The 15,810-nt window shown below is 65.5% G+C and carries 14 protein-coding genes; 6 read left to right on the top strand and 8 right to left on the bottom strand.

All coding sequences use genetic code 11. The features are described 5' to 3' along the window. Positions 1-253 precede the first annotated feature (253 nt). Positions 254-628: a hypothetical protein gene (locus K5L94_RS11340; protein ID WP_274512611.1), complete on the top strand. Its 375-nt coding sequence runs from the start codon at positions 254-256 to the stop codon at positions 626-628. Positions 629-701: 73 nt separating this feature from the next. Here K5L94_RS11340 and K5L94_RS11335 read toward each other — a convergent pair whose 3' ends face one another. Then, entirely contained in the window at positions 702-1,091 is a 390-nt protein-coding gene (locus tag K5L94_RS11335; RefSeq protein ID WP_274512610.1) for a DUF805 domain-containing protein, read from the bottom strand. Between the two features lie 165 nt (positions 1,092-1,256). Next, complete coding sequence (locus K5L94_RS11330) at positions 1,257-2,534, bottom strand: replication-associated recombination protein A (RefSeq protein ID WP_274512609.1); 1,278 nt, start codon at positions 2,532-2,534, stop codon at positions 1,257-1,259. 320 nt (positions 2,535-2,854) lie between these two features. Here K5L94_RS11330 and K5L94_RS11325 point away from each other — a divergent pair, with 320 nt between their 5' ends. After that, a complete protein-coding gene (locus K5L94_RS11325; RefSeq protein WP_274512608.1) occupies positions 2,855-4,024 on the top strand; it encodes a hypothetical protein in 1,170 nt (389 codons plus the stop codon). A 155-nt stretch (positions 4,025-4,179) separates the two neighbouring features. Here the strand turns inward: K5L94_RS11325 and lolA are convergent, their stop codons facing one another. From lolA to K5L94_RS11310, 3 genes are all read right to left on the bottom strand, one after another. Next, positions 4,180-4,818 carry an outer membrane lipoprotein periplasmic chaperone LolA gene (gene lolA / locus K5L94_RS11320; protein WP_008266887.1) on the bottom strand — a complete coding sequence of 213 codons (639 nt, stop codon included), beginning with the start codon at positions 4,816-4,818 and terminating at the stop codon, positions 4,180-4,182. A gap of 111 nt (positions 4,819-4,929) precedes the next feature. Beyond that, positions 4,930-6,873 carry a DUF3857 domain-containing protein gene (locus K5L94_RS11315; protein WP_274512607.1) on the bottom strand — a complete coding sequence of 648 codons (1,944 nt, stop codon included), beginning with the start codon at positions 6,871-6,873 and terminating at the stop codon, positions 4,930-4,932. Positions 6,874-6,912: 39 nt separating this feature from the next. Then, complete coding sequence (locus tag K5L94_RS11310; RefSeq protein ID WP_008267405.1) at positions 6,913-9,273, bottom strand: DNA translocase FtsK; 2,361 nt, start codon at positions 9,271-9,273, stop codon at positions 6,913-6,915. Positions 9,274-9,506: 233 nt separating this feature from the next. Here K5L94_RS11310 and trxB point away from each other — a divergent pair, with 233 nt between their 5' ends. Further along, the gene (trxB, locus tag K5L94_RS11305; RefSeq protein WP_274512606.1) at positions 9,507-10,478 is read left to right on the top strand and encodes a thioredoxin-disulfide reductase; all 972 of its coding nucleotides are present in this window, start codon (positions 9,507-9,509) and stop codon (positions 10,476-10,478) included. Between the two features lie 101 nt (positions 10,479-10,579). On the opposite strand, the gene K5L94_RS11300 is transcribed toward trxB, so the two are convergent. Together K5L94_RS11300 and K5L94_RS11295 are read right to left on the bottom strand one after the other, a co-directional pair. After that, on the bottom strand, positions 10,580-11,209 hold the full coding sequence (locus tag K5L94_RS11300; RefSeq protein WP_274512605.1) for a hypothetical protein: 630 nt from the start codon (positions 11,207-11,209) through the stop codon (positions 10,580-10,582). 232 nt (positions 11,210-11,441) lie between these two features. After that, on the bottom strand, positions 11,442-11,882 hold the full coding sequence (locus K5L94_RS11295) for a hypothetical protein (protein WP_053449699.1): 441 nt from the start codon (positions 11,880-11,882) through the stop codon (positions 11,442-11,444). 174 nt (positions 11,883-12,056) lie between these two features. Between K5L94_RS11295 and K5L94_RS11290 the strand changes: the two genes are divergently transcribed. Then, complete coding sequence (locus K5L94_RS11290) at positions 12,057-13,190, top strand: GNAT family N-acetyltransferase (protein ID WP_053449698.1); 1,134 nt, start codon at positions 12,057-12,059, stop codon at positions 13,188-13,190. A gap of 155 nt (positions 13,191-13,345) precedes the next feature. Here the strand turns inward: K5L94_RS11290 and K5L94_RS11285 are convergent, their stop codons facing one another. Continuing rightward, on the bottom strand, positions 13,346-14,614 hold the full coding sequence (locus K5L94_RS11285; RefSeq protein ID WP_053449697.1) for a hypothetical protein: 1,269 nt from the start codon (positions 14,612-14,614) through the stop codon (positions 13,346-13,348). Positions 14,615-14,687: 73 nt separating this feature from the next. Here K5L94_RS11285 and aat point away from each other — a divergent pair, with 73 nt between their 5' ends. Both aat and infA read left to right on the top strand, forming a co-directional pair. Continuing rightward, the gene (aat, locus tag K5L94_RS11280; protein ID WP_053449696.1) at positions 14,688-15,428 is read left to right on the top strand and encodes a leucyl/phenylalanyl-tRNA--protein transferase; all 741 of its coding nucleotides are present in this window, start codon (positions 14,688-14,690) and stop codon (positions 15,426-15,428) included. 86 nt (positions 15,429-15,514) lie between these two features. After that, positions 15,515-15,733, top strand: a complete 219-nt coding sequence (gene infA, locus K5L94_RS11275; RefSeq protein WP_005409596.1) for a translation initiation factor IF-1 — start codon at positions 15,515-15,517, stop codon at positions 15,731-15,733. The last annotated feature ends 77 nt before the right edge of the window (positions 15,734-15,810 follow it).

The following is a 15,810-nucleotide window of genomic DNA, read 5'->3' as shown; positions in this document are numbered from 1 at the left end:
CCGGTTCACAAGGGACCGCAGTCTACCTCAAACGCGAATGATTATCACATCGATCACACGTCACACTGTGTATCACGCGCGCGCATGCCCGCTTGCACAGGGGGCGGAATTTCCCCTATTTTGCCGGCCACCGGGGCATTGGACCGCCCCGCTTCCAACGCTGCCATGGAGGGTGGGCAGTCTGCCGCCGTCCGGGCCGCGTTCATCCGCGCCACGACCGCCATGGGATCGGATCCCATGATTGTGAGACCCCTTGAAGCACACCGCACTGATCACCCTTACCCTCGGCCTGTTCGCACCGCTGGCCGCCCACGCCGCGCAGGATCTGCCCACGCTCTACCAGGCCTTTGAAGAGGCCGGCAATTCGACGCTGAGCATGGATCAACTGAACCAGACGGTGACCTTCACCGCCGTGGCGCTGGGCGTTTCCAGCAACATGGCGGGCGAGCCGCTCATCGAGGCCGGCGATGACCAGGGCAATGTCCTGGCCCGGCTGACCAGCGATGATGAGCAGCAGGCGGCCAAACTGGGCGCACTGGAAGAAGGCGCTGTCTTCACCGCCAGCTGCACGCTGCAGTTCAGCTCCGGCACGGACTACCTGTCTTTCGGCGATTGCACCATCAAGTAATGACGAAGCCGGCGAAACGCCGGCTTCTTCTCTTTGCCTCTGTAGCGTCGAGCCATGCTCGACTCGTGCAGCATCACGGCCCCGTGGGCACCGGGCCATACGGATTTTCCTGCGGCGTGCCCGGCAGCAGCGCGAAGATCATGATCACGATGCCACCGCCCGGCACCAGCGCCAGCAGGAACAGCCAGCCCGACTGGTTGCAGTCATGCAGGCGGCGCACGGTCACGGCAATCAACGGCACGATCGTGGCCAGCCACATCACGCCCAGCAGCACCACCATGCCGATCAGGATGCCGGCCAGTGCATCGGCACTGTTGCGCAGGAGGATTGCCAGCACGCCGGCCAGCACCATCACCGCTGTTGCGACCAGGAACAGGAACAGCTGGTACATCCAGTACTCGCGGCGGTTGGCGCGGCCCTCGAACTGGGCGTAGCGCTTCAACGGCAGAATCATTTCCTGCACGGCATCGATCCTTGAAAAGAGAAGCCGCGCAGTGTGCCAAATGCACGCGCACGCGACAATGCAGCGTCGTGCCCTGCCCGACTGCCATGCCCCTGTAGAGTCGAGCTATGCTCGACTCAATACGCGCAAAGCAGTCGAGCATGGCTCGACTCTACACAAGCGGGCTCAACGGCCTTTTGCGGCGCGCGCCGCCTCACGCTCTGCACGCAGTCGATCCAGCTTTTCCTTCAGCTTGATCTCCAGGCCGCGTGGCACCGGGTTGTAGTACACGCGCTCGCCCATCGCATCCGGGAAGCCGGTCTGATCCAGCGCGATGCCACCCTCGGCGTCATGGTCGTACTGGTACTCCGCGCCGTAGCCCAGTTCCTTCATCAGCTTGGTCGGCGCATTGCGCAGGTGCAGCGGCACCTCCTCGGTACCACGCTCGCGCACATCGGCCTTGGCCTGGTTGAAGGCCGCATAGCCGGCATTCGACTTGGCGGTGCTGGCCAGATAGAGCACCAGCTGAGCGAAGGCAAGCTCACCTTCCGGGCTGCCCAGCCGCTCGTAGATGTCCCAGGCTTCCAGCGCCATGCTCTGCGCGCGCGGATCGGCCAGGCCGATGTCCTCGATGGCCATGCGGGTCAGCCGGCGCGCAAGGTAGGACGGATCGCAGCCGCCATCGAGCATGCGGGTCAGCCAGTACAGCGCGGCATCGGGATTGGAGCTGCGCACGGACTTGTGCAATGCCGAGATCTGGTCGTAGAACTGCTCGCCGCCCTTGTCGAAGCGCCGGGTGCGATCTGCCAGCACCTGGGTCAGGGTCTGCGGGGTGATGCGGCCACCCTCGCCGCCCGCCAGCTCGGCGGCGATTTCCAGCAGGGTCAGCGCGCGTCGCACGTCGCCATCAGCTGCGGTGGCGATTTCCAGCAGCAGCTCGGGAGCGACCTCGATACCCTCGTCGCCCAGGCCGCGCTCACGATCACCCAGCGCACGCTCCAGCGCTTCGACGATGTCGGTGGGCGAGACGCCCTCCAGCACATGCACGCGGCAGCGCGACAGCAATGCCGAATTCAGCTCGAACGAAGGATTCTCGGTAGTGGCGCCAACGAACAGGATGGTGCCCCGCTCGATGTGCGGCAGGAACGCATCCTGCTGCGCCTTGTTGAAGCGATGCACCTCGTCCACGAACAGCACCGTGCGGCGACCTTCGGCGAACCGTTGCGCAGCCTCGGCCAGCACCTGACGCACTTCCGGCAGGCCGGACAGCACGGCGGAGATGGCACGGAATTCGGCGTCGGAGTACTCGGCCAACAGCAGCGCCAGCGTGGTCTTGCCACAGCCCGGCGGCCCCCACAGGATCATCGAATGCACGCGACCGGATTCGACCGCGCGGCGCAGCGCGCTGTCCGGCGCCAGCAGGCGCTTCTGCCCGACCATTTCGTCGAGGGTGCGCGGGCGCATGCGCTCGGCCAGCGGGCGCAGATGTTCCCGATCAACGCTCAGCAGATCGGGGCCGGGGAAGGAAGTTGAACGATGTCTTGCCACCCGTCCATTGTACCGCGAGAGCGTGCCAACCAAGGTTGGCACCCACCAAGGCGGTCGGGCCATGATCGGTAGTGCCGGCCGCTGGCCGGCAACCCCGCAATCTGTCGGAAATGGGCCGGCGCGGGTGCCACCAATACATCGGTAAGCCGCTGATTCACATGGAGCATGCTTTCGCGGGACCCATGCATCCTCATCAGTAACCGAGAATTTGAAGCTCAACCATTCAGGACTCACCCGTGCGCGATCCCGAGTCCAATGCCCTTGAGTTCGTTGCCGGCTGCGCCGTCGACGCGGACATCTACTACCTGGCTGCAAGGATTGGCCCGGGGCACGAATGCTATGACCCTGATCCCGGCCCGCCCTCCCGGATGTTCTTCTATCAACATCAAACGGATGAGAAATGGTTCTATCACGACCTGTCCGACTGGCAGGTCGAGTCCGCCATCTTCATCCCTGAACAACAGGACGGGCGGGAGCGCCGTGTACTGGCCCTGGACTTCTACGGCCACCTTGAAGACCTCGCTCGATCAGGCACGAAATGCGAGCTCATTCCACCTGAAGGTGATCACTTCTGCGGGGGCCTGACCCGAGTTCGGCAACTGGGCAAGGATCTGTTCTGCTGTGGCGTGCACGGGATGATCTATCACCGTAGCGAGACTGGCTGGAAGCAGCTTCCCACCCACTTCCCCGCACCCGAACGCGGGAGTCTCAAGGACGATCTTGAGTCGATTGATTTCGACAACTGGCTTGCCTGCGTTGGCCATCTGTTCGAACTGGACGGTGTGCCACCACTACCCGCTGACCCTGCAGAGCGCGACGCAGAGCTTCGGCGAAGATTTGAAGAATCACGCGCCGATCTGGCGCAAATCGGCAAGAATCAAGTGGTCAAGCAGCTACTCGCTGAGTTGGATCTGGCCAGCGTGAATGACCTCTGCGGAACCGGCCTTACCGATCTTTATGCGATCGGTTCTGACGGCCTGATTGCGCACTGGGATGGGGCCACCTGGAATATTCCGGAGCCGATCACCTCCGCCGAACTGCTGCATGCATCCAGAACGGATTCGGGCGAACTGTTCCTGGTCGGTACCGAGGCAACAATCTTGATGGGGCAGATCAATACGGGTTTCACGCCGATCCGGCATCAGATCAGCCCCGAAGTCCCGTTCTACTGCGCTTGCATGTACGGGCAAGCCATCTACATCGGCTCAGAGAATGGACTCTATCTCTACAACCCCAACTCTGGAGTGGTTGAACGCCTGAAGGCGGGCATTCCTGAAGAACTGATGGATGCTGCAATTAACGACATAAGTTCCGTCGATGGCGTGTTGTGGGTGCTGACGCCCTGGGATCTGATTCGATTTGATGGCACCGCGTGGCGGGTGATCGTTCATCCGGACAACGGATGAGCCGACCGAGAGCGTGCCAACCAAGGTTGGCACGCGCCACGGCGGCCGGGCCATGATCGGTAGTGCCGGCCGCTGGCCGGCAGATCAAAAGCGTGCCAACCAACGGTTGGCACCCACCAGAGCAGGTAGCGCCGGGCCATGCCCGGCGCCCCCGATCAGTTACCGATGACGTCGGTGCCCTTCGGCGGGGTAAAGCTGAAGGTGCCAGCGGCGAAGCCCGGGTTGCGCTTCCAGCCAGTAAAGCTGATCACGGTGCGCTGGCCGACGGCGTCGGTGATCTCCATCTTCGCCAGGCCCTGGGCGTTGAAGCCCAGCGCGGCGTACTGGAAGCTGGCTTCGGTCTCGCGCTTCGGCGACAGCGACAGCCACTGCAGGCCGTCGCGCTGTGCGGCCTCTTCGCTGACGTCATACTGCTGCTCCAGCAGCGCCGGGTTGATCAGTGCGGTCAGCGGGCTGTTCTGCTCTTCCTTGCCCTGTTCGCGCACGGTGGCCTGTTCCAGGTCCGGCTCGTACATCCAGACCTTCTTGCCGTCGGCCACGATCAGCTGTTCGTGCGGGCGCACGTACTCCCAGCGGAACAGGCGCGGCGCCGACAGCGCCACACGGCCACTGGTCGATTCCTTCACCTTGCCGCGGCTGTCGAACACCTGCTGGCTGAACTGGCCATCCAGGCCCTTCAGGCCACTGGTGAAGCTCTTCAGGTCATCGCGGGCACCGGCCCAGGCGCTGCCGGCTGCTGCGCAGGCGACGGCCAGGGTGGTGGTGGCAAGGAAACGACGGAAGCGGAAGTTCATGCAGGAATCCTGTGGGCGCATGCGCCAGGAAAGGTGGTAGCCAGTGTGCCCGGGCAAAGATGAATGGGCGATCAGGGCGACATTATGCCGCCCTGAACGTCCATCGGCGATTCAGCCGCCTGCCGCCGGCAGCTTGCCGTACAGCACCTGCCCGCGGAAGCCACGGCGTACCTCGCGGTACAGCGCGCGGAACGCGGTGTAATCCTGCGGCTGGCACAGCGCCTCCGGGCCACGCACCGCCTTCTGCTGCAGGCGGTGCCGCACGACCACGTCCTGGCCGTCACGGCTCCAGTCCACCCGGTACTCGCCAGCGGCGTTGCTGAAACGCTGGCTGGCCGGGATGGCGATGATCGGTGCATTGGCCGGGAACTGCAGGCGATAGGTTTCCTCGCGCAGGCTGGCGTTGCAGTAGAACGGGGTCTCGTTGGCCGGCGCCGATGCGGTGGCGTACAGCCCGCGCACCGATTCGCCACCCGGCGGGTCCGGCACGGCCATGCCGCCGGCCACGCTGAAATCGGCGTAGTCCTCGGCCTGGAACGCCATGCGATAGCCGAATGGCCGGGTCAGGTCGACCGGCACGCCCTGGATCTGCAGCTGCCCTCGCCCATCGAAGCCGGACGCGGCCATGATCTGCTCTTCAGCGCGCGCACGGTTCTGCGCGTTGAGCTGGGCGAACTGCGCACGCATGCCGATTTCGGCGTTCTCGCCCAGCTTCGGAATCGTTTCGCCACGCAGGTTGCCATTGGCATCGAAGGTGAAGCGCACTTCCATGGACGTGGCATTGCGCTGCGGCGTGTTGGCCGGCGTGCGTGCCAGCGTGGCGTCGCGGGTACGCATCACCGGTGCACCGAGGTCGCCCTCGGGCAGCTGGCCGAAGCGCGCCCACGCAGTGGTCGAATCCAGGTACAGATCAAACTCGGGAATGTAGGTGATGGCGTGGTTGAAGCGGCCCAGTACCGGAATCTTCGGCAGGGTCGGGCCACCGCCCGCTCCGATCAGCACCGGCGAACTGGCGATGCCCTTGGCCGCCAGCAATGCCTCCAGGATCGTTACGTGGTCCTTGCAGTCGCCATAGTGGTTGTCGAGGATGCTCTGCGCGCTGTTCGGCTCCAGGCCACCGTTGCCCAGGTACACCGCCACATAGCGGATGTTCTGCGCCACCCAGCGGTACAGCGCATCGGCCTGCTCGCGGCGGTCGCTGATGCCGGCGGTCACCTGGTCGGCCAGTGCCTGCAGCTCCGGGGTGACCTGCGCCGCCGGGCCAGCCTTGAGCTGATAAGCGCGGCCCATCTGCGACCAGTCACGATAGGTGCTGGCCATGATGTTCGGGCCGAACTCCCAGCCTGCCGCCGACCAGTTCTGCGCCGGCATCGCCTCGCGACGCTGGTAGCGCCAGCGCCACTGCGCCTGGCCGTTCTTCACCGTCGGGCGATCACTGCCCTGCACGCCGCGACTGTCCACGAACATCGGCAGGTTGGTCGGCGCACTGAGGGTGACCTCGGCGTCCTCGTATTCGGTGAACACATTGAAGGTTTCCCACAGGCCGAAATAGCCCGGGAAATACGGGGTGGTCTGGGTCCGGCGCACCTGGTAGTACAGCCGGGTGCCGGGGGCCAGGTTCGGGAACACGATCACCCGCACCTTGCGGTCGGCGTACATCGCCGCCGAGGCGCTGGAGTAGCTTTCCTGGGTGTAGATGCGGTCGGCCGGCACGTCGCGGCGCTGGCCGTCGGCGGTGATGGTGTAGGCGCCGAGCACTTCCAGCGTCTCCATCTTCTCGCTGTAGCTCAGCCGCACCTGGCTGAACTGCTCGACGGAGGCCTTGGTCTTGAGCAGGACTTCGTAGGTTTCGGTCTGCACATTGCCCGCATCGGGCCGCACCTGGTAGTCGGCGCGGTAACGGACAATGCTGAAATTGTTGCTGGCTTCGGTGTCGCCGCTGGTGGAAGGCGGCGCCGTAGCGGGCGCGGAGGTGGCGGTGTCTGCCAGTGCCGGGCCGGCAGCCAGGAAGGCTGCCAGCGCCAGTGCCAGCGCGCTGGGTACGGGGTGAAGCATGCGTCGGTTCCTTGGACGTCGTGGGGGATACGTCGGGTCTTACTTCGGCGGCGGCGGTGCCAGCACCGTGCGGTCGCCGTTGTGCTCGGGCGGGCTGACCACGCCGGCCGCTTCCATGGCCTCGATCAGTCGCGCTGCACGGTTGTAGCCGATCTTCAGTCGGCGCTGCACACCGGAAATCGAGGCACGGCGGGTCTCGGTGACCACCCGCAGCGCTTCGTCATACAACGGGTCGGACTCATCGCCGGCAGAGCTGTTCTCGGGCAGGCCGGTGGCGCCGACGACTACGCCGTCACCCATCGTCTGCACTTCGTCCAGCACGCCGTCGACATAGTCGGCCGGGCCCATCGCCTTGAGGTGTTCGACCACGCGATGCACTTCCTCGTCGGAGACGAACGCGCCGTGTACGCGCTCGGGCATGGCGGTGCCTGGCGGCAGGTAAAGCATGTCGCCGTGGCCCAGCAGGGTTTCCGCACCGGACTGGTCGAGGATGGTGCGCGAGTCGATCTTGGAGCTGACCTGGAAGGCGATGCGGGTCGGGATGTTGGCCTTGATCAGGCCGGTGATCACGTCCACCGACGGGCGCTGCGTGGCCAGGATCAGGTGGATGCCGGCCGCACGCGCCTTCTGCGCCAGGCGCGCGATCAGCTCTTCCACCTTCTTGCCGACGATCATCATCATGTCGGCGAATTCATCGATGAAGATGACGATGAACGGCAGCGTCTCCAGCGGGCGCGGCGCCTCGCCCAGTTCCGGGTTCGGCTTGAACAGCGGGTCCATCAGCGGCTGGCCAGCGTCCTGCGCTTCCTTCACCTTCTTGTTGAAGCCGGCCAGGTTGCGCACGCCCACCGCGCTCATCAGCTTGTAGCGGCGCTCCATCTCGGCCACGCACCAGCGCAGGCCGTTGGCGGCCTCCTTCATGTCGGTGACCACCGGCGCCAGCAGGTGCGGGATGCCCTGGTAGACGCTCAGTTCGAGCATCTTGGGGTCGATCATCAGCATCCGCAGGTCTTTCGGCGAGGCCTTGAACAGCAGGCTCAGCACCATCGCGTTGACCGCCACCGACTTGCCCGAACCGGTGGTACCGGCCACCAGCAGGTGCGGCATGCGCGCCAGGTCAGCCACGGTCGAACGCCCGGCGATGTCCTTGCCCAACGCCAGGGTCAGCACGCTGGCCGACTTGTCGTATTCCTTGGAGCGCAGCAGTTCGGACAGGTAGATCATCTCGCGGGTGACGTTGGGGATTTCCAGGCCGATCACCGACTTGCCCGGAATCACGTCGACCACGCGCACCGATTTCACCGACAGGCCGCGCGCGATGTCCTTGTCCAGCGAACTGATCTGGCTGACCTTGATGCCCGGCGCAGGCTCGATCTCGAAGCGGGTGATGACCGGGCCGGGATTGGCACCGACCACCTGGGCGTCGATGCGGAAATCCTTCAGCTTGAACTCGATCTGCCGCGACAGCGCGTCCAGGGTTTCCTTGTCATAGCCCACCGGCTGCGGCTTGGGATCGTCCAGCAGGGCCAGCGGCGGCAGGTCCGAGCCATCGCCATTGACGCCACGGAACATCGGGATCTGCGTGTCGCGCTTGGCCCGGTCGCTCTTCTCGATCACCGGCTCGGGGCGCGGCTCGATCTTCACCGGCTCGCGCTTGGCGCGCACCTCGGCATCGGCCTTGCGCACTTCCTGACGCTCCTCGCGCATCACCCGGGTCTGCTGCCACTCGGTGACCTCTTCCTTCTTGCGCGCCAGCAACGGTGCCAGCGACATCACGCCGCGTCCGATCTTCTCCATCACCGTGAACCAGGACAGCCCGGTGGCCAGGGTGATCGAGGCCAGCAGCAGCACCAGCACGAACAGGTTCGCACCCAGCGCACCGAAGCCCACCGTGAGCGAATTGCCGACCAGCTTGCCGAGGATGCCGCCGGCGCTGGACACGTCGCCACTGAACAGGCGCACATGCAGGAAGCCGGTGCCGGCGATCAGGAAGCCGACCAGGCCGACCAGGCGCAGCGCCGGGTCCAGGTCGTTCTCGCCCTTGCTCTCGCGCTTGAGGCCGAACATGGCGATCCACGCCAGGGCGCCCAGCACCACCGGCAGGAGGAAGGCGACGTAGCCGAACAGCTGCAGCAGCACGTCGGCGATCCAGGCCCCGGCGCGACCGCCCAGGTTGTGTACCGGCGCGACCACGCTGCCGGTATGCGACCAGCCCGGGTCGGTGGCTGAATAGGTGAACAGACTGGCCGCCAGGTACAGCAGGGCCGGCGCGATGGCGATCAGGCCAAGGTCGCGCCAGAGGCGTTGGCGGCGTGGATTGTCGGTCGTCGCCGCCGCGGCCGTGCGACGTGACGCCTTGCTGTCGTCGGACTTGGAGCGTTCGGGGACCTGCTTCGCCACCTTAGACCATACCTTTGGAATGCGCTGTTAGTGATTGATAATAAATGAGACGGCGTCAGTTTTCAGTTATGCGACGTTTCACGGGGCATCCGGGGCGCCGCAACTACCGCTGGATGACGGCGTTCTGTTCATCGGCTTGAATCGCCCTGCCCCAGCCGCCACTCTATGACCAGCCACGGATGCTGCGCAAACATCGCCAGCGCCTTGTCCCATCTACCTTTTCGCGAGTCTACATGAGCACCAGCCTGCCCTCCCGCCACCAGCGCCTCGTCATCCTCGGTTCCGGCCCGGCCGGCTGGACCGCCGCCGTCTACGCCGCCCGCGCCAACCTGAAGCCGGTCGTCATCACCGGCCTGCAGCAGGGCGGCCAGCTGATGACCACCACCGAGGTGGACAACTGGCCGGGTGACGCCCACGGCCTGATGGGCCCGGACCTGATGGCGCGCATGCAGGCCCACGCCGAGCGCTTCGAGACCGAGGTCATCTTCGACCACATCCACACCGCCGACGTGTCGCAGCGCCCGTTCAAGCTGCTCGGCGACAGCCACGAGTACACCTGCGATGCCCTGATCATCGCCACCGGCGCCACCGCCAAGTACCTGGGCATCCCGACCGAGGACGAATTCAAGGGCCGCGGCGTGTCCGCCTGCGCCACCTGTGACGGTTTCTTCTACCGCGACCAGGACGTGGTCGTGGTCGGTGGCGGCAATACCGCCGTGGAAGAGGCGCTGTACCTGTCCAACATCGCCCGCAAGGTCTACCTGGTCCACCGCCGCGACACCCTGAAGGCGGAAAAGATCATGCAGGACAAGCTGTTCAAGAAGGTGGCCGAGGGCAAGATCGAGACCGTCTGGCACCACCAGGTGGAGGAAGTGCTGGGCAACGATGCCGGCGTGACCGGCGTGCGCGTGAAGTCCACCCTGGACGGCAGCACCCGCGACATCGACGCCCACGGCTTCTTCGTGGCCATCGGCCACCACCCGAACACCACCCTGTTCGACGGCCAGCTGGCGATGAACAACGGCTACCTGGAAATCCGTTCGGGCCTGGGCGGCAACGCCACCCAGACCTCGGTGGAAGGCGTGTTCTCGGCCGGCGACGTGGCCGACCAGCACTACCGCCAGGCAATCACTTCGGCCGGCTTCGGCTGCATGGCCGCACTGGATGCCGAGCGCTACCTGGACGCACAGGGCAAGGCCAGCTGAAACGCTGACCGGGTTCTGCGGCGTCGGGCCAGGCTCGACCCATGCAAAAGGCCGGCGCCACAGCGCCGGCCTTTTCTGTTGCGGAAGGCAGAGTTGAACCCTTACTCGGCCGCCAGGTACTCCACCTTTGCGGTGAGCACACCCTCGCCCGCCGGGCCGCCATCAGTCGAGTACACGAACAGCGGCTGATCTTCCAACGCCACCACCGTCGGCAGATGGTCGGCCAGTGCGATGTAGCGGTACTCGACGTCCATCGAAATGGTGTTCGAGTACGACTCCTGGTGGCTCCACTTCCTGTAGTAGCTGGACTCGATCGCGATCACGAACGACTCGCCATTGCCCTTGATGTCGTGGGCGGTGCCAACGCTGTCGTGGATGCGGTACTGCACGCCAATGCCCGAGTGCGACGTGCTGAAGGTGGTGTAGCCGTCGATCTTGCCGACCGGGTGCTCCTGGGCCAGCAGATCGCCGCGCAGGGAGACCACCATCGGCTTGCAGTCACGGAAGGCGGCCAGCGAGTTGCCTGGCTTCTGCCAACCGGTCATCGGCTGGCCGACGCCCTTGAACTGGTACCCCTGGCTGATGCGCCACAGCGCGGTGTTGCCGCTGGCCTCGCAGAGCTGCGGCGTGGTACCCGCCTGGGCGGCAGTGGCCGGCGCTGCGGCAGTGAGTGCGGAAAACGCGACGACAGCAGCCAGCGCGCACGACAACGGGTCGAACGTTCGGATCATGTAGTACTCCAATAGGTAGAGGGGCCGACCGGCCCCTGTGCGGGCGTCGGCGGACGGAAAGCAGTCTTTCCACCAGCGATGCTAGGAACGCACCGGCTACCTCGAAATAGGACAACGCCCAAATCTGTGCCGTGCCCACCGACCGCCCCTCACCGTTGTAGCGTCGAGCCATGCTCGACTCAGGGCGCTCGCGAAGGTCATGCCATCGCGAACGCCTCATACCCCTCCATTCTCATATGCCAGCCAACCTTGCCGGCGGGGATTCCTGGCCACCGTTGCCTGCGGAGTCATCCGGATACTGCTCATCGAAATCTCTGCCGTTGTAGAAGAACTTCGTTCCTGTAGCTGGGACAATGGGTCTGGCGGCTTCAAGAGCACCATTCGAAATGAATCCTTGCAGGTCTTCCAATTCTGCGCCGCCCTCCCCAGGCAACTCCCCTCCCCTTAGATCGATTCGGATCAGCCCGGTCGCTACGTCGTACACAGCAACGGCTTCCAACGGACTTTCCCCATGATTCTGTAGACGGTAGGCATCAAGCGCGTCCTGGCTTGCGCGAGTGACGATGGCATTCATTGCGGAATCCGAATCAACAGGACCTCGCCGGAACGCAGGCTGCTCGGCCTCGACCTGGCCTGTCAACGCAAGCATTGCGGTCAACGCGGTTGCAATCATGTTGCTCTCCTATTCGGTAATGGCTGGACGACCCAACGGTCGCCCCTATTACTATCCGTATGTGAAACCAAATGGCGCTGCACAGGGTCTCCTTTGCTGTGATTCCGTGTTTTTCTCATCGCCTTCAAAGCCGTCTAGGGCAATCGGCCCCCATCTGGCCTATCCTTTCCCCTCATGCCCTCCACCCGCTTCCTCGACTCCCTGCAGGCCATTCGCGCCACCGATTGGGACGCCCTGCACGATGGCCACAACCCCTTCGTCAGCCACGCGTTCCTGTCCGGACTGGAAGAACACGGCTGCCTGCGCGAGGACTGGGGCTGGCAGCCGCAGCACTTCACGCTATGGGACGGCGACGTCCTGATGGGCGCCATTCCCGGTTACCTGAAGACCAACTCGCACGGCGAATTCGTGTTCGACCACGCATGGGCCAACGCCTATGCCCGGCATGGTCGCGACTACTACCCGAAGTGGCTGGGTGCGGTGCCGTATTCGCCGGTCACCGGCCCGCGGTTGCTGGCCCGTCACGATTCAGACCGGGCCACACTGCTGGCGGCACTGTGCGCGCAGCTGCCGTTGCTGAATGTGTCTTCGGCCCACGTCAACTTCCACAGCGCCAGCGACGAAGCCCTGTTCGGCGATGACTGGCTGCTGCGCGAGGATGTGCAGTTCCAGTGGCAGAACCCGGGCGACTGGGCCACGTTCGAGCAGTTCCTCGGCGCGATGGACCACAAGCACCGCAAGAACATCCGCCAGGAGCGCGCAAAGGTCGCCCGCCAGGGCATCACCTTCCGCGTGGTGCACGGCGACGAGGCCAGCCGCGCCGATCTGCAGTCGATGTACCGCTTCTACCTGCAGACCTTCCTCGAATACGGCAACGCGCCGGCACTGACCGAGGCATTCCTGCGCCATCTGGCGATATCGCTGGGGCGCGGGCTGGTGTTGTTCTTGGCCGAGCAGGACGGCGAACCGATTGCCGGCGCACTGTGCCTGCGCGGGGGTGACACGCTCTATGGCCGCTACTGGGGTGGCGCCGCCCTGCCCGGCCTGCATTTTGAGGCGTGCTACTACCAAGGCATCGAGTACTGCCTGCGCGAAGGGCTGGCGCGCTTCGAGCCGGGCGCGCAGGGCGAGCACAAGCTGGCGCGCGGCTTCCTGCCGACGCGGGTGCGCAGCCGGCACTGGGTGGCCGATGCGGAGTTCGCAGAAGCGCTGCAGGACTGGTGCCGGCAGGAGCGTCGCGATGTGCGGCGTTACCAGCAGGAACTGCAGGGGCATGGGCCGTTCCGCGAGCGTGCCAACCAAGGTTGACACCCACCAGAGCAATAGCGACAGCCGCACGCATCCGTAGAGTCGAGCTTGCTCGACTTGGGCGATGCCGAAAAGCGCGCCAACCAAGGTTGGCACCTACCAGATCAATAGGCCTACGGTTGCCACCCGCCAAAGCGCTGGCGGGAATGCTGCGCTCAGGTGCACTGCCAGAAGTGCCCGCTCACCCGGCACTTCGCGCACCAGAACGTGTAGAGCATGCCACCGCTGCCCCACAGCAGCGTGCTCTCACCCGTGGTCGGCAATGTCGAATCCAGCTGCATCACGAACGGCATGTCCTGGCCACAATCGATGCACGCCGGGTACCAGGCGCTCTGCACCCAGCTGGGCGGGCCACCCACGCGCGAGAGATTCTGCCGATGATTGGACTGGCCCCAGTCCTGCTGCCGCCAGCGCGCGCTGTCCAGGGACGCCAGGCCGACATCGGCCGGCATCAGATCGCCACTGTCGGTAGGCGTGCTCGGCACGTCGCGGTACTGGCGGGGATGGCAGCTGGGCCGGCCTGCGCCATCATGGCGATAGAAGCGCACCGGCGGCTCCTCCCAGCCACAGCAGTCCAGGCAGACGCCCAGTGTGATCTCCCCTTCCGCGTCCGGCTGCAGCACGGCGGCGTCGGTCTGCAGCAGGCGCTGCAGTGGTGCATGGCAGCTCCCGCACAGCGCCTCCAGCCGCCCACCCATATGACCGGCGTGATGAACCTGCCCGCCGCTCCAGGTGGGGTGCAGGCGCCAGATGCGCTTGCGCCAGCCCGGCTCGTCGGCCAGCTGGGCGCGATGCTGCGCACCGCCGAAACGGATGTGCAGCGGCCGCTCTCCATGCAGGCGCCGCGGATGCGGCCCGTCGGCAACGCCGGCCCAATGTGCCCAGGCCTCGGCGTCCAGCTGCCCCCAGCCGGCCAGATAGCCGCGCGCGGCGGCATAGGTCGCGGGCTGCGCGGCCAACAACAGCGCCCGCGCCCGCGGCATTTCGCGATCATCATCGGCCTCGGCCAGGACCTGCGCCCAGCCCGCAGCCACCGCAGGCGGCAGCGCCCGCCACAGCTGCGAGGCCAGTTGAAGCTCATCTTCGATGGCCACGGCCAGCAGCGCATCCCAATCGTCCTGCAGCACCTTCGGTGCCTGGTAGCTGGCAAACTCGATCACGCTGGCCAGCAGTTCGCCGCGCTCGCCGTCGCGATAGCGCCGCCAGGCATCGGTGGCAACCGCGGGCACCACCTCATCCGGCATCAGGTCCAGTGCCATGTCGAGGAAGGCCGAGCCCGGCGAGCGCCGCGCCAGGGCCTGCAGCATCAGCTCGCCCAGCTGGCGCGGCTGCTCAGCAGCCAGCGACAGCAGCATGCCCAGGCTGTCGTTGCGTGCGCGCGGGCTGTCGTGCACATCGAGAACGGCGCTGATCGGGTCGCTCATGCATAGGCTCCTTGCCGCGGGAAGGTGATGGTGCCAGACATCGCGCATGCCTACCGCGAATACAATTGCCTGCATGACCCGCCCGCTCCCCTGGCGCCTGGCCGATGCGCCGGACGCCCCCTTCCCGCCGGCCGAGACCGCGCTGCGCCAGCCCGATGGCCTGCTCGCGGTAGGCGGCGACCTGCACCCGGTGCGACTGCTGAACGCCTATGCCGGCGGCGTCTTTCCATGGTTCAGCGAGGGCGAGCCGATCCTGTGGTGGTCGCCGGACCCGCGCATGGTGTTCCGCACCGAGGGTGTGCACCTGTCCAGCCGCTTCCGTCGCCAGCTGCGCGGCAGCACGTGGGAAGTCACCGCCGACACGGCCTTCAGCCGGGTGATGCAGGCCTGTGCCGCCGCGCCCCGCCCTGGCCAGGATGGCACCTGGATCAGCCCGGCGATGATCGAGGCGTACAGCCAGCTGCATGATCTCGGTTTCGCCCACTCCTTCGAGGTCTGGGACCGGCAGACCCTGGTCGGGGGTATCTACGGGGTGGCGATCGGGTCGATGTTCTTCGGCGAGAGCATGTTCAGCGGCGCCAGCGGCGGCTCCAAGATCGCACTGGCGGCGCTGGCGGCCACCCTGCGCCGCTGGGGCTGGGCGCTGATCGATGCGCAGGTGGAGAATCCGCATCTGCTGCGGATGGGGGCCGAGCACCTGCCGCGCGCCGAATTCCTGGCGCATGTGCGACAGGCCGTGCGCGGCAACGGGCGCGAAGGCCCGTGGACCAGGGCGGTCGGACGGCTGCCGGCACGGGATTTGGCCGGGGGTTAACACAAACTTTGCAAGCTGGCCCGGTCACGCGTAAAATACTGCGCCTTAGGCCCAGCGTGGCCGTTTTCTGAACCGCACAGGACTACATGTCGAAAGACGATTCCATCGAGTTCGAGGGCACCGTCAGCGAGACGCTGCCGAACACCACTTTCCGCGTTCGTCTGGAAAATGGGCACGAAATCATTGCCCACATCTCCGGCCGCATGCGCAAGAACTACATCCGCATCCTTACCGGTGACCGGGTCAAGGTTGAAATGACCCCCTACGACCTGACCAAGGGTCGTATCACCTACCGCATGAAGTAAGCGGTCGGCGCCTGGCGCCACTCCGACAAGGCCAGCCCTGGTTGCTGGCCTTTTGTCATGCCTGCAATCCGGCCCTG

It is taken from the genome of Stenotrophomonas forensis, assembly GCF_028752115.1.
Taxonomy (GTDB): Bacteria; Pseudomonadota; Gammaproteobacteria; order Xanthomonadales; family Xanthomonadaceae; genus Stenotrophomonas; species Stenotrophomonas forensis.
This window is presented reverse-complemented; position numbering and strand designations above follow the sequence as displayed.

What these genes read in the sequence shown, in the direction of transcription:
- K5L94_RS11330 (WP_274512609.1), bottom strand. Translation starts at nt 2,534, where the DNA reads ATGCGCCCGCGCACCCTCGACGAAATGGTCGGGCAGAAGCGCCTGCTG.
- K5L94_RS11290 (WP_053449698.1), top strand. Translation starts at nt 12,057, where the DNA reads ATGCCCTCCACCCGCTTCCTCGACTCCCTGCAGGCCATTCGCGCCACC.
- K5L94_RS11300 (WP_274512605.1), bottom strand. Translation starts at nt 11,209, where the DNA reads ATGATCCGAACGTTCGACCCGTTGTCGTGCGCGCTGGCTGCTGTCGTC.
- infA (WP_005409596.1), top strand. Translation starts at nt 15,515, where the DNA reads ATGTCGAAAGACGATTCCATCGAGTTCGAGGGCACCGTCAGCGAGACG.
- aat (WP_053449696.1), top strand. Translation starts at nt 14,688, where the DNA reads ATGACCCGCCCGCTCCCCTGGCGCCTGGCCGATGCGCCGGACGCCCCC.
- K5L94_RS11315 (WP_274512607.1), bottom strand. Translation starts at nt 6,873, where the DNA reads ATGCTTCACCCCGTACCCAGCGCGCTGGCACTGGCGCTGGCAGCCTTC.
- trxB (WP_274512606.1), top strand. Translation starts at nt 9,507, where the DNA reads ATGAGCACCAGCCTGCCCTCCCGCCACCAGCGCCTCGTCATCCTCGGT.
- K5L94_RS11295 (WP_053449699.1), bottom strand. Translation starts at nt 11,882, where the DNA reads ATGATTGCAACCGCGTTGACCGCAATGCTTGCGTTGACAGGCCAGGTC.
- K5L94_RS11285 (WP_053449697.1), bottom strand. Translation starts at nt 14,614, where the DNA reads ATGAGCGACCCGATCAGCGCCGTTCTCGATGTGCACGACAGCCCGCGC.
- lolA (WP_008266887.1), bottom strand. Translation starts at nt 4,818, where the DNA reads ATGAACTTCCGCTTCCGTCGTTTCCTTGCCACCACCACCCTGGCCGTC.